The following is a 13260-nucleotide window of genomic DNA, read 5'->3' on the forward strand; positions in this document are numbered from 1 at the left end:
TGTCCATGCGTAGGTAACGCCCGTTGATGGGCTGGCAGTGGCCGTTAAGGTTTGGCTTGGTGAGGCACAGGTCAGCACCGGGCTGTTCAAACTTACCGTCGGGTTTGTCTTATTTTCAGTTACCGTTGTACTGGCAGTTGCGCTGCATCCTGATCCAGACCCCGGAATTGTTACTGAAACGGTATAAGTTCCTGCTTTGGTAGTTGAAAATGAAGCTACATTCCCTGGATTAGTTACACCTGACGGAACGGTCCAACTATATGTAATTGGAGAACTCGAAGTTGCTGTTGCTGTGACCGTTACCGAATTATTTACACAGGTAAGATTTCCGCTTTTTGAAACTGTTACCGTTGGCGTATCATTGCAAGTCGTCAAAACAAGATTATCCAATTTCAATGCTGTTCCATTGGCATAGCCAACAATTCTTATTTTCGTGGTAGATGGCGGAGTAAAGCCCTGAACCGTTGGTATATCCTGAAAATTACCATCGAAATTTTTTGTAACGAAGAAATCTGGGGTGTACCCAATTTTTGTGGATCCATTATAAAATTCCAGGAATACCTTGGCATTAGAACCAGAGTGCTTTGCAGCTTTCCCGGTAAAATTGTAGTATTTCCCGGCCCCAAGGGTAATATCCTGATAAACAAAATAATTACCACTCAAATCGTTATTATTCAATACTAAAAAACCTCCAAAAGCACCACCCGTACCATAGGAAAGCTGACCATTCGTTGTAGACCAACCTGAGGTATTGGAGGAGAAATTCGGGTTTGTTACAAGGTTTCCGGAAGGACAGGGACAATTCGTTGTAGTCGGAACTGTATATTTCATACAAATTCCGGTAGGAACTACCGAATTCGGGTTTGAATTATCATTTTGTCCGCCATTTGCCGTAGAAGCACCCCAATGTACCACTTTTATCGCATCAGCGCCATTAGGGAGATACACCGTTCCTAACCCTCCTTTCCAATAAGCTTGTGTTTTGTTATCAGCGACATCCCCTGTAAAATTCGTAGTAGCCTGAATTACGTTATTTTTAAGAAAAACCAACCGATAACGTTCATTAGGTTGACTTACTGAATTCCGTCCGGCATAGCCATCCCATGCAATTGCCTCCGAAATAGTGACGGTTACAGCGTTTGAAAAGGCAGTGGGTAAAGTAATTGGTAAAGTAAAGGTTTCCGTTCCGCCATCGATCAATCGAAAAACTGCGGGAGTACCATTGGCCGCATTAATTGTTTGGGACCAATTCAAAGAACCCGATCCCGAAGGACAAGTCAACGTTGGCGCGCAGAAGGGCGGCGCGTTTGCGTTCTCCGGATCACATACGCACACAACTTTTATATGCGCCGATGAGGTTGGCGAGGTGGTATTAAACGTATACGTATTCCCATTATATACTATTTCAGACCGAATTGACAGTCCATCTGTGATCGGGTCAGCCGAATAATACCCGCTGGAATTGGTGGTAACAGTTTTAAGGAGCGATCCATTTGAACGGTTATAAATTTTTACCGTAAGGCCAGAGACCGGAAGTGCTTCTCCTGAATTGTAAGAATTACTGTTATTATAATCGCAGTATATAAAGCCCCCAACATTGGTTGCCATCGAAAGTGTGGCAGTACCCAAAGAGAGCAATACCCAATAGATAAGGGCGGTAAATCCGAATTTACCTGTTTTTTTTCGGGCAGGATCGCGTTGAACGGACCTCGCCTTAAATAGGCAGAAATTACTCATTGTAGTATTTAGTGTGTGTAGTATTTGGATAACCCAGAAAAAAGTTAGTATTTCCTGGCACTATTTATATTTGGCATCATTTTTGAAATAAACTACAAGCGATACCCTTTCAATAAAACAGGGTCAAAAACTTGTGGCGAGTATTAAAAATGACTTAATATAATTTTTGAGGATATCATCGGTCAGGATAAAATCCATTCGAGCACCATCAACACTCGACAGGTGGCTTCGAAAACGAAGGACGAATCAAGATTATCTGATAATCAAAGATTATAGATCTTAAAAATCGGTAGTATGATTGTACGTGAGAAAGAATTTAGAAAAAATCCTTCTGTGTTGGAGCAATTCAAAAACGCCGGTTTGAGCACGGCATTTTGTTTTCGTGTAGTGTTTTTTCATCTTTATCGTGTGTATAGTGAAATAGTTTCAAAGAGAGACTTACTAAACTAATCCGTAGCAAATCAAATTATTTCTTCTTCAATACTTTCCTAAAATTTGCGATAAAGTTAATGTATAAATTTAGATTATTTGGATTTTTATGTATTAACGCTACATTTTTTTTGCTTCCAAACTCTTATTTTCTTATACATCATAATAAAGAAATGTAAGGATTATAGCAGATCAGGACGTTTTTTGGTGGTTAAAGCAATCGACTGCTCCATGCGCCACTGATCAATTTTTGCTTCATGACCCGAAAGAAGCACTTCCGGCACCTTTAAACCTTCAAATTCTGCTGGGCGTGAATATACAGGCGGAGCCAATAAATCATCCTGAAAGGAATCTGTTAATGCTGATGTCTCATCATTTAAAACTCCTGGAACCAGTCGAATGATGGAGTCTGCCAATACAGCAGCTGCAAGTTCACCGCCAGAAAGTACATAATCACCAATACTTATCTCTCGGGTAATGAATAAATCGCGCACCCGCTGATCAACTCCTTTATAGTGACCGCAAAGCAACAACAAATTCGTTTGGAGGGATAGTGAATTGACCATTTTTTGATGAAGTTTCTCGCCATCGGGCGTAAGATAAATCACTTCGTCATAGGTACGCTGAGCCTGCAACGCACGAATACAAGCTGCAATTGGTTCCACTTGTAGCACCATCCCTGCCCCGCCACCAAATGCATAATCGTCAACTCGGCGATGTTTATCCACCGCATAATCACGGATATCATGCAAATGAATTTCTGCAAGTCCTTTTTCTTCGGCCCTTTTCAGGATTGAGTGCGCAAAAAAACTTTCCAGCAAGCGCGGTACTACTGATAAAATATCAATTCTCATCATCGTTTTGGTCAGAATCATCTGCTTTATGAGTTTCCGTATACACTTCCAGCAGTCCCTCGGGGAGCTGTACCACCACTTGTTTCAGTTCCCGGTTAACTTTTAAGACGATGTCATCTACGATAGGAATCAGTACTTCAACTCCTTTGTAATCCAACGCAATCAGATTTTGGGTAGAAACCGAATACACCTCCCGAACAAAACCCAGTTCACCTTTTTCCTGATCGATAATGGAAAAGTCTTTTATTTCATGGTAATAAAATTGATCTTCCTCCAGCTCATCAAGAGTATCCAAAGGCATATATAAGGCATGACCTACAAAGGTTTGGGCTTTTTCTATGGTATCAATTTCTTCAATTTGAACAATTGCCCGGCTTTGTTTTTGAATATTAATATTCTCAATAAAGTATGGGACAAGCTCTCCTTTAATTTCAATAAATACTGATTCCAGGTCTTCGTACTCATCGGGATAATCAACATCCAAATGAAATACAACCTGTCCTTTGGTACCATGCGTTTTCACGATATACCCTAAAAGATAACATTGTTCCTGCGTCAAAATATAGTGTATTTGAGATAATTAAAATAGCCTAAAAACAAACATGAGCCTGACCGAATTCCCGGCAGACTCATGTTTTTGTGTAAAAAACGAACAATACCTGACTAATTACTCAGCCACTGTTTCATCCGTAGATTCCTCGGCAGCTTCGGCAGGAGCTTCCTCAGCAGGTACTTCTGCTGCGGGAGGTGTATTTTTCAGAATAATTGCGTCCAAACGAGCTTGATTTACTTTCCGCTCTGCTTCCAGCTTCAATTCTTTTTCTGTCGATTGTTTAGTTGCCAATGAAGTTGTATGGGAAGATACCTTATCTGTTTTCTGGCTTTTCCATTCTTCAAAACGTGCATCGGCCACTTCTTGTGTAATTGCACCTTTGTTAACACCCACTTGTAGGTGCTTAAGCAATAACACACCTTCATGATGCAAAATAGAACGGGCAGTATCCGTAGGTTGAGCGCCTTTTAGCAGCCAATCCACAGCACGTTTGTTCTGAAGAACAACAAGAGAAGGATTTGAATTAGGATTATAGGTTCCTAATTTTTCGATAAAGCGTCCGTCACGGGGAGCCCGTGCATCAGCTACAACGATGTCATACATCGCATTTTTTTTGCGTCCACGACGCGACAATCTAATTTTAACAGCCATTTGTATTGTTTTTGATGGAGGAACTCGTCCTCCGAGTTAAACAGGGTGCAAATTTAACCAAAATTTAGGATTTATTTTTCATTTCTCTAAATAAAAAAGGGGACAAAAAAATTTCTGTCCCCTTTTTTTAGGTTAGTTATATGAGCTTATGGCCTAAATCCAGCTGGATAATTTGAGCGCAGTGAATTAGCCGGTAAAATTTTAATCTCCACCCGGCGATTGGCCTGTAAACCTTCGGGGGTTGTATTATCAGCCAAAGGCCGGAATTCACCAAAATACTCTACCAACAGTCGGCTTGGATCTGAAAGTCCGGCGCGGATTATGTACCGCTTGGCTGCCTCCACCCGTCGGCGTGAAAGGTTCATATTATATCCGTAGGAGGCCCGGGCATCCGCGTGTCCTACCAAAACGATCCGGCAGTTGGGACGCATGTTGAGCAGTTCCACTACTTTGGTAAGTGTTGCCTGTGAGGCATTGCGGATTGTTGCTTTATCGGTATCAAATTCAATATTGCTGAAAAGAGCCTCGCATTCATCCTTGGGAAGGTTGTTTTTAACGGCATCCATGATGTATCTTTCCAAATCAAGTGCAACACCACCGCCTGACACTACACTTCCCGCAGGTGTATTTGGTTCTTTATCAAACAAATCGGCAACGCCATCTCCATCTGAATCGGTATATAAACGAGGATCAACGGGTTTTGGCATATTTGCTTTCGCAATGGAATCGGCGTCATCCATTGTAGGATTGTAGGGCGGTGGAACAAGTGCTTTGGGATCAGCCCAACGAAGGTGATAACGACCGCTTGATGCGTCATATTTACCATTTTTCGAGCTTACAGCATTCTTGCCAAGTTTATAAGTAAGGGCAATAAATCCATACCCCCATTTATCTAGTTTGGAATCTCCTTTTACAAATCCAAAAATTCCAGTTGAAGTTGCATAGTCAGTTAAATCACTTGCCGTAAGATCCAGTTTTTCTGTATTTACGTGATTAATCGCAAAATCAAGACCAATGTCAATTCGGGGAGAAACTTCATAGTGAATGGCAAGTCCCATCGGTACTACCCATTCACGGGTATAAATGGAGCCATTCCGGTCCCAGGTTCCAGCAGTTTTTGAACTACCTTCTGTATTGGAAGACAGCAGGAGGCGATCGGTATTCATGTCGTATACGTCAGTATGGAAATACATAATACCAAAGCCGGCATGCGCATCAAATTTCCAGCGACGCAATTTGTTGAAGCCAAAAAGCAAACGGTTTAGATTTACTGTTCCGTCAAGCGTTGCCTGTACAAATGAAGGACTCTTGAAATATACATCTTGTGAGTTTCCTGTTAGTGAGCTTACCACATCTGTTTTTGAACCGGCAAGGCTACCGTTCCAGCCTGTTAGCTGAACACCGAATAAAGGAGTTAATTGTTTGTTAATCGAAACTCCGAAGCCGCCTGTCAAATTTTCTTTTTCACCTCTTTGAAAGGTATACTGCGAGAGGTCACCAAAGAAGCGGGTAATTCCGCCATAGCCGGTGATCGACCAGGTATTCATCTTATTCGGGCCTTCATAGGTTCGATTTTGCGCAGAAATGCTTGTCGAAAACAGAGCCAAAAAACTCAAAGCAAGGTAAAGATTCTTTTTCTTCATGAGAAACACCATTTATGTGATTCAATAATCCAGAGTTTGTAAAAACGTATTTAATTAAAATCCGAAATAAAATAAGCCTGTAAGCCGGGTTCTGTTTTTAACCAAAGTTAAATTCCTATCATTTATCTAGGATTGCAGTCGCCCGCAATCTCCAACGACCTACCCGTGCCAACGCCCTGAATAAATTCAGAGCCGAAACGGGCCGCTTCTATCCTGGCACCTATTTGGTCTTTCAGTCCGTAAGGTTTACCTGGCCCTGCGTGTCACCACTCAGGCGGTGGGCTCTTACCCCACCTTTTCACCCTTACCTGCCATTCAAAAAAGTATGCCAGGCGGTTATTTTCTGTGGCACTTGCTGTCAACCTGCCGTCACCCGCAGGTTGCCTTCCCGTTAGGAAGTACGGCGCCCTGTACTGCCCGGACTTTCCTCTTTGGGTAAAACCCAAAGCGATAGGACAGCTTATCTTACCTCGGTTGGCTACAAAGCTAAGAAATACTTTGCTTTGATTGGTAGCTAATATACTATAAAAAACAAAAATATGCGTTAATTTATATCAAACGGCCTTCATCATTTTCGACTTATTGAAGTCCTTCTACCCGAAGCGTTACCTGTCCGCCAGCAAAGACCACAGAGTACAAATGTTCGGGAGTCAGGTATACTTTATGGGGTTCAATTTCATTTATTTTACCATTCAATATAATCCCTTTTGTCAATGTATTGTGTGTGAGATTCTTCTGAATCACAGCCTGAGTCTCTGCAATTTGCTGACCAATTGGAAATACAAATTGCTGCTCCATCATTTTACTGAATTTGCTTTGCAACAACCACCCGGCTGTTTTCAAAATCACGTTTTTTGTTTCAAGATCGTAGTCCAGATTTTTTAATGAAAGGTTTTTAGTAACAGGATCATAATAAGGTTTTCCTTTGAGATAAATAATGCCATTCAGACTGCCTTTCAGATTTGCTTTTATTACCAGATTCTCATTTTGACCGTACAAATCTAAACCCGTCACTTCTACCTGATACTTTCCTTCACTAAATGAAAATTTCTCTCCGATAAACTTCTTTTGGGCAAGTCGTGTAGCTTCGGCATAAGGCAATTTACTAATTAGGCCAATTTTAAACTCACCGGGCATTTTTTCCACAGTTTGTAACGCTGGCAATCGAGGCGTAGCACCCATCACAGGCTTTTCGGAAGAGGTAACGGTCTGTGTATACCCCTGAATACCAATCGTTGTTCTCATGATATTATTCTTTACCAATAACGGAGACATCATCAGGCCGGTTGGTACAACCAGCAACCATGTATTATATTCCTCAGATAGCAATACAGGGCGGTGCACGGTTTCCCAGGCTTGCTGAACGTATTTTTTAAGCTCAATCGTACTGCCAACCTGCTCATCAATGGCTTTTGTTATTTTGTCAAAATTCCGATTTAATGTGCGGCTTACCATTGATTTTATTGGAATGGATAAACCTGCCACTTTAATTTCGGGCTCTTTTATCCAATCATAACTATCTACGTAGGTGTGCGTAGATAGTTGCCAATCAGGAGTAACGCTTATCTTTGAAATAAATCGGATTCGCAGAGAAAATTCCGAATCTTTGTAGCCTGACATTGTCACACCCAGGGGACTAATTTTGTAGCCGGCACTTACCCAAACTTTGAGTGGAACATCAAACAAAAAAGTAGAGTCAAGCGCTTGAACTTTAATGGGGCTCAGTTTCCAGACCTTGGCTTTTAAATTATCGTTCTGATCATTTTCGTAACTATTATCTTCATAGATAAGCCCATTCAACTGCGCATTTAGTTGTTTTTCCAACTCCGAAACCGGCATTTCCACCGGAATATTTACGACCGACAACTGTTTTTCTTCCTGAATCTCCATGTCCGAATAGAGGTAACTTTCTTTGGGTGCTTTGGGCGTTTCGGTAGTTTTGGGCCGGCATTCAGTCAATAACAGAGTGGCCAGCAACCCTGCAAACATGTGAAATGATTTCATAAGTGGTACCGTTGCCTACTTAATTTTAACAAAAGTTGCCCCATAGCCAAATTTTTCCTTCTGCGCATCTTTAAAATATTGCACATGTTGATTTTTACCAAGTCTGCGATGAATTTCTGTTTTGAGTACTCCATTTCCAGCGCCATGAATGAAGGTAATGTCGTCCATTCCGGCGGCAATTGCCTTTTCCAGTTGTTTTTCAAAGGTAGATAGCTGTAAGGTAAGCTTGTCACTATTGGACATACTTCCAGAATTGGGGCTAAGTTTTTCAAGGTGCAGATCAATAATTGCCTGTGGAGCAGTCACGGGCTCCAGACTTTCAGCAGGTTGTGGCGAAAGCATGCGTTCCCTGATTTCTGCTGCCGAAATGGGCTTCTCAGGCGCCGAGGTTGCTTTGATTTCATCTTCGTCCAGCTGATACACGTAGGCATCTTTACCCAAAACAGGCGCTTTCATTTTTCTTTTGTAGAAAGATTGAACTCGACATTTTAGCTTTTTTTGAAATGGTGCTGGAATGGTCCCTGCTCCATCTTTAAAGAACAGAACCTGTATTTCATACAATGCCCATTGTTCAAAATCTTTCATCCACACATCGTGCAGTTTTTGCGAACTGCGAGGCTTTAATAGTCCGGAGCCAAGTCCTGTATGTTTGCCTTCTTTATCTTCATATACCACAAAAGGAATAATCCAATCGGTATTATTGATAAAATGGACACTTAATTCCCGGTCATTTGTTGGCAAAAACGCCAGGTAAATTCCTTTTGCCGAAAAAGGGCCTGCTGAACGTGTATCGCGGGAGCCTGGTACGGACAAAACAGGTTGTTCCTTTCGCAACAGCCGGGACTCCTCCATCGGTGAAACAAGCACTAATTCCTGCCGCAAAACCGGAATTCTAAACCCGTCTTCAATCTCAATTTCAACGATATTTCCTGCCAGGAAACGATACACAACTCCCTCTTCTTTGCCGTGTACCAACCGTACTTTGTCTCCTATATTCATGCTTTTCTGTTGAAATTTTTAAAAATAGATTGGATGAAACGAAATTCCTTTTTTTGAAAACTCAACCGTTGGTGCCGGAATTTTCAGCGTGTTAACCACGTTTGCTATGGATTTAACAAATTTACTTTTCGTCTTAATTTTTGTTAGATCAATATCCATTGAAAAATAGTATTGGCGGTATGGATTGTATCCAAGCTCTATACTTTTATCGTTTTCGGCAGCCACCATGTTTTGAATCCCGTAGCCAACCGAAAAACAAAGCCATGGCGGCCATTTGGAATTAGTTAAGAAACTGGCCGGACTACCTGAAAACCAATACGTTTGTCCATTATAATCTTTGAGCCATTGCTCTGAGCGGCTCCGGCCAAGTAATTCGGGCCGCACCTGGGCGAGGGGTGTAAAATGAAAGGAGAATTTTGGATGAATCCGCACTTCATCCCAAGCCAGCTGTTGTCCTGCAAAAAGTGCTGAGCCCGCAATATTGGCTACCATATCACTTGGTGAAAACCCATAATCTGGCGAAAAACCATCCAAAATTTCAATGGGCGTCTGAAAAAAGAATCCTGAGATCGCCCCATAAATAACCGCCTGTCTTTTGCTAATCCCTGTTTTTTTATATAGTTCAGCAGTTAGTAAACTGATTTGGTAGGACGTGTACATATGCCCTAGTTTATCGAGCTGTTTCCACTCATGAATGTCGTCGGCAATTGTGAAATTTGTAAGGGGATTTTTGTACCACGACTTGCTGAGCCCGTACAAACTGCCGGCATACAAAACCGACTGTGCAGCAAACATTCCATGAAGCAGCCGATAATTTGGTCTTGGATTACCAACAGAATCTTCGGGCCAATTATCGGGTTTTTGCAAAGCCATTGCAGGCTTTACGCATAGTAACAAAAAGCATAAAATACCTACTCTATTCATCCCACGATCAATAACTCCCACTATACTTCCGCAAGCCCCATTCGATAGTTGCCAACAATAAAAGCAGGAAGAACAACCATTTTAGCTGGATCAGCTCCGCCATTTGTTCAGTGCTGTCAAGACGGTCAGGAGGTCGATTTTCAATCATCTTTTGGGTTAGACTTTCAAGGGTAGTTGGCTGAAAAAATTGCCCGCCCGTCCGTTGCGAAAGCTCCCGGAGCATGCCGAAATCTGCCGTTGTATTTTGTGCTTCCAAATCGGTGGTACGAACTACAAACTGACCATTAACCCGTTCTGTATTTCCTTTTATTGTGGTAGACGCAGAATAGCGATACACTCCTTCTGCCAAACCACTTATGGCAAATCTTGGATTTTCTTCACGGTGGGTGTAGGCATATTCCTGAACAACACCTTTTTCGTCCGTGATATTCAGCTGAATTTCCTGACCGTAAATTTTTTCGTAAATATCATTATACACTTCGGTTTGAAACAGGGCTTGTTCTCCTGTCTCAAATTCAGCCTTTACCGGATAGACTCGGAATTTTCGCTTATCTTCTTTTACTGATAATAGTTGAATAACTTTTTGGAAAAGTTCGTCAATTACTGCCTGACTTTCGGTTAAAGCAAATTCTTCCTGCCGCCAAAGCCAGATTCCTTCACCTGCCAAAACGGCCATTTTTCGCTCCCCAGCCGTATGAATTGCCAGAAGAGGCTTCGTTGTTGCTACACTTCCAACCCGCTGATAAAGCACAACTTCTGTACCGGAGGAAAGCCGATACTCACCGAAAGGCACAGATAGAGGCGGCAATTTTTCGAGTATTGAAAGTTTTTGGGGATCCAGATTCAGCAATTGAAACGAGGAATTGAAAAGACCTGTTACTTTATCAAACTGCCCCGAACCCGACGAAATTTGTAGCGTACGATGCAAGGAATTAGCCGCTCCAACGGATGACTGATTGCCCAAAATGAAAAACACAGGTGTATTTTGTGATAGCAATTTTCGAATAAACTCAGCACCAAGCCCTGAGACATCCGGCAGTTGATGCAGGATTATCAGGTCGTAGGCTTTTTCAGAAATATCTACCAGGTTTGGCGTTGTTGTGAGTAGACGTACGTCCAGTTCAAAATTCTCGTTTTTTTCAATAATGCTTCGTAAGGCCTTGATATCGGGATGCGGCGCCAGGCCGAGCATCAGAATTTTTTCGCGACCGTCAATTATGTCAATGTAGACTTCCCGGCGATTGTTTTTGGCAGTAAATTCTCCGGCAACGGCACCGAGTTCAACGGTGTAGTGTTGTACCCCTTTTTGATTTGAAGAAGTTGTAAAGGTAAACGACTGAAAAAAATCATTGCGATTGACCTGAATGGGTTGAGAGGCAATTAACCGTCCACCCTGCTTAAGCAACAGCACAGTACTCCGTCCAGCCAGGCCATTTGCCGTTATGTCTACCTGTATTGGAAATTCATTACCCATATACGCCACCCGGTTAGTTGTCACGTTCCGAATCTGAATATCCTGTTTTAGAACCGTATCTCCAATAGCTATCGTATTGATTCTGAATGGATAGGTCGCCGAGGCGGGTGCTATTCCCTGATTAACTATTCCGTCTGATAATAAAATTACATCCGTAAGATTCTGATTTTCAAAATTAGATCGAATACTTCCCAGCATTCCTGCCAGATTGGTCGTAGACGCAGTAAAACGAATTGAATCAAGATTTTCAATTTTGGTTTCATCCGTCAGAGTCTGTACCGAAACTTCATAGCCATTGGCAGACAGCAGTTCCTGCGCTTCTTTGATGTAGGGCAAAGCCTTGTCAGCCACGCCGCTTGCAGACAATGAATTATCAATTGCAAAAACTACTTTGGCTTTATCTGTTGTGGTCTGAATGGTCCGAACAAGGGGAGCTAACAGCAGAAAACAAAGCACAGAAACGAGTGTTCCGCGCAGAATAGCCAGCAGTACATTCAGGTTTTTACTCCATGTTGGTTCAGGCTTGTATAAAAAAAACGCATAGGCCGAACCGACCAATAGACAAAGGAGTATGAACCAGGGGGAAGATTGTAGGAATAGTTCGGATCGCATGGATGCAGCGTAAAATCTCGGATGGTAGGTTAAAGTGGGTATCCAGACAAGATACAACCATAACGTGGAAAACCCTATGAATGGTTTTGTGGAAGTTTAAAATCTTCCACAAAACCAACTGGCGCTAGGTAAGCATGCCGCCATCGACCTGCAAAACCTGACCGGATATGTATCGCGACATATCAGAACCCAGGAACACGCAGGCATCTGCTACTTCTTCGGGTTGTCCACCGCGCCGCAGCGGAATCGACTGCTTCCAATCTTCCAGTGCTTTGGCCTCAATGGCATCGGTCATCTCGGTTTCGATAAAACCGGGAGCCACAGCATTTGAGCGAATATTCCGTGAACCCAGTTCGAGGGCTACTGATTTTGTGAACCCAATGATTCCCGCTTTTGATGCCGCATAATTGGCCTGTCCGGCATTTCCCCGAATACCTACTACTGACGTAATGTTAATAATGGAGCCGCTTTTGGCGCGCATCATGGATTTTGTAGCGGCTTTGGTCAGGTTAAATACCGACTTCAAATTTATTCTGATTACCGTATCCCACTGCTCTTCACTCATCCTCATCAGAAGTCCATCCTTTGTTACACCCGCATTATTGACCAGGATATCTAATTTCCCAAAATCAGCAATTACCTGATTTACAAGATCCTCGGCAGCCTGAAAATCAGATGCATCGGATTTATACCCGATAGCTTTCACTCCAAAGGCTTCCAGCTCGGCAACCAATGCCTGTCCTTTTTCGATACTTGATAAAAATGTAAATGCAACCTGAGCTCCTTCCTGAGCAAAACGCAGGGCAATGGCACGGCCAATGCCTCGTGAGGCCCCCGTTACGAGGGCTACTTTATTTTGAAGTAGTTTCATGAATAAAAATTTCCCGCAAAAATGCTGTAAAGCAAATAATTCGTGGGTTGTAAGTTTTGGATTGATTGAACAAAAACAGGACACAAAGGTAAGTGATTGGCAGAAGGTCTACAAAAATGAACACAGTAGACTTGATGCAATGCTGATTTTCAAGTAGATAAGTAAAAATTCCATAATCCAGCACATGCTTCCATGGCTGAATCGTGGTTGTCAAGATTATGTGCTCTAATACGGTCAGATATGATACGATATCTTTTCATTCCACCTATACTATGCTCGATACCAACACGTTGACTTGATAATTGTCTATTAAAATGTCTTTGATCTTCTGTCAATGGGCTAGATTTTTTGGATTTTGAAGGCATAAAAATAGATTTACAGCAATAATCTTTTGCAAATCCTAAATACCCTAAGTCTAAATATACGTCCAAATTCTTAAACCAATTAAGTAATGGAGATAACTCTTCTTTTAAAATTGTATAATCATGTGTTTTTCCAGCCCAGTATTT

The 13260-nt window shown here is 42.1% G+C and carries 11 protein-coding genes and 1 other RNA gene; all 12 read right to left on the minus strand.

Annotated features, from left to right (window positions below; genetic code table 11):
* Nucleotides 1-1737: SdrD B-like domain-containing protein (locus EZE20_RS23695; RefSeq protein WP_199879949.1), on the minus strand; the 1737-nt coding region annotated here is incomplete at its 3' end.
* 611 nt (nt 1738-2348) lie between these two features.
* Nucleotides 2349-3020: a tRNA (guanosine(37)-N1)-methyltransferase TrmD gene (trmD, locus tag EZE20_RS23700; RefSeq protein ID WP_132122499.1), complete on the minus strand. Its 672-nt coding sequence runs from the start codon at nt 3018-3020 to the stop codon at nt 2349-2351.
* Nucleotides 3010-3579, minus strand: a complete 570-nt coding sequence (rimM, locus tag EZE20_RS23705; RefSeq protein ID WP_132122483.1) for a ribosome maturation factor RimM — start codon at nt 3577-3579, stop codon at nt 3010-3012. The genes trmD and rimM overlap by 11 nt, the downstream gene beginning before the upstream one ends.
* A 108-nt stretch (nt 3580-3687) precedes the next feature.
* Nucleotides 3688-4224, minus strand: a complete 537-nt coding sequence (locus EZE20_RS23710) for a 30S ribosomal protein S16 (protein ID WP_132122485.1) — start codon at nt 4222-4224, stop codon at nt 3688-3690.
* 146 nt (nt 4225-4370) lie between these two features.
* On the minus strand, nt 4371-5867 hold the full coding sequence (locus tag EZE20_RS23715) for an OmpA family protein (protein ID WP_132122487.1): 1497 nt from the start codon (nt 5865-5867) through the stop codon (nt 4371-4373).
* 64 nt (nt 5868-5931) lie between these two features.
* Nucleotides 5932-6334, minus strand: an RNA gene (gene rnpB, locus EZE20_RS23720) — RNase P RNA component class A.
* Between the two features lie 112 nt (nt 6335-6446).
* Complete coding sequence (locus tag EZE20_RS23725) at nt 6447-7871, minus strand: DUF4403 family protein (RefSeq protein WP_228713998.1); 1425 nt, start codon at nt 7869-7871, stop codon at nt 6447-6449.
* A gap of 15 nt (nt 7872-7886) precedes the next feature.
* The gene (locus EZE20_RS23730; protein ID WP_132122489.1) at nt 7887-8870 is read right to left on the minus strand and encodes a Smr/MutS family protein; all 984 of its coding nucleotides are present in this window, start codon (nt 8868-8870) and stop codon (nt 7887-7889) included.
* 18 nt (nt 8871-8888) lie between these two features.
* Nucleotides 8889-9743 carry a DUF2279 domain-containing protein gene (locus EZE20_RS23735; protein WP_228714000.1) on the minus strand — a complete coding sequence of 285 codons (855 nt, stop codon included), beginning with the start codon at nt 9741-9743 and terminating at the stop codon, nt 8889-8891.
* Nucleotides 9744-9801: 58 nt separating this feature from the next.
* Complete coding sequence (locus EZE20_RS23740) at nt 9802-11880, minus strand: VWA domain-containing protein (RefSeq protein WP_132122493.1); 2079 nt, start codon at nt 11878-11880, stop codon at nt 9802-9804.
* 124 nt (nt 11881-12004) lie between these two features.
* Entirely contained in the window at nt 12005-12751 is a 747-nt protein-coding gene (gene fabG, locus EZE20_RS23745) for a 3-oxoacyl-[acyl-carrier-protein] reductase (protein WP_132122495.1), read from the minus strand.
* Between the two features lie 149 nt (nt 12752-12900).
* On the minus strand, nt 12901-13260 hold a 360-nt coding region (locus EZE20_RS23750; protein ID WP_132122497.1), incomplete at its 5' end, for a transposase family protein.

Origin of the sequence: Arundinibacter roseus, assembly GCF_004348825.1 — a bacterium.
Taxonomy (GTDB): domain Bacteria; phylum Bacteroidota; class Bacteroidia; order Cytophagales; family Spirosomataceae; genus Arundinibacter; species Arundinibacter roseus.

Coding starts and splice junctions, on each gene's coding strand:
- trmD (WP_132122499.1), bottom strand. CDS start 3,020: ATGAGAATTGATATTTTATCAGTAGTACCGCGCTTGCTGGAAAGTTTT.
- EZE20_RS23710 (WP_132122485.1), bottom strand. CDS start 4,224: ATGGCTGTTAAAATTAGATTGTCGCGTCGTGGACGCAAAAAAAATGCG.
- EZE20_RS23715 (WP_132122487.1), bottom strand. CDS start 5,867: ATGAAGAAAAAGAATCTTTACCTTGCTTTGAGTTTTTTGGCTCTGTTT.
- EZE20_RS23725 (WP_228713998.1), bottom strand. CDS start 7,871: ATGAAATCATTTCACATGTTTGCAGGGTTGCTGGCCACTCTGTTATTG.
- EZE20_RS23730 (WP_132122489.1), bottom strand. CDS start 8,870: ATGAATATAGGAGACAAAGTACGGTTGGTACACGGCAAAGAAGAGGGA.
- EZE20_RS23735 (WP_228714000.1), bottom strand. CDS start 9,743: ATGGCTTTGCAAAAACCCGATAATTGGCCCGAAGATTCTGTTGGTAAT.
- EZE20_RS23740 (WP_132122493.1), bottom strand. CDS start 11,880: ATGCGATCCGAACTATTCCTACAATCTTCCCCCTGGTTCATACTCCTT.
- fabG (WP_132122495.1), bottom strand. CDS start 12,751: ATGAAACTACTTCAAAATAAAGTAGCCCTCGTAACGGGGGCCTCACGA.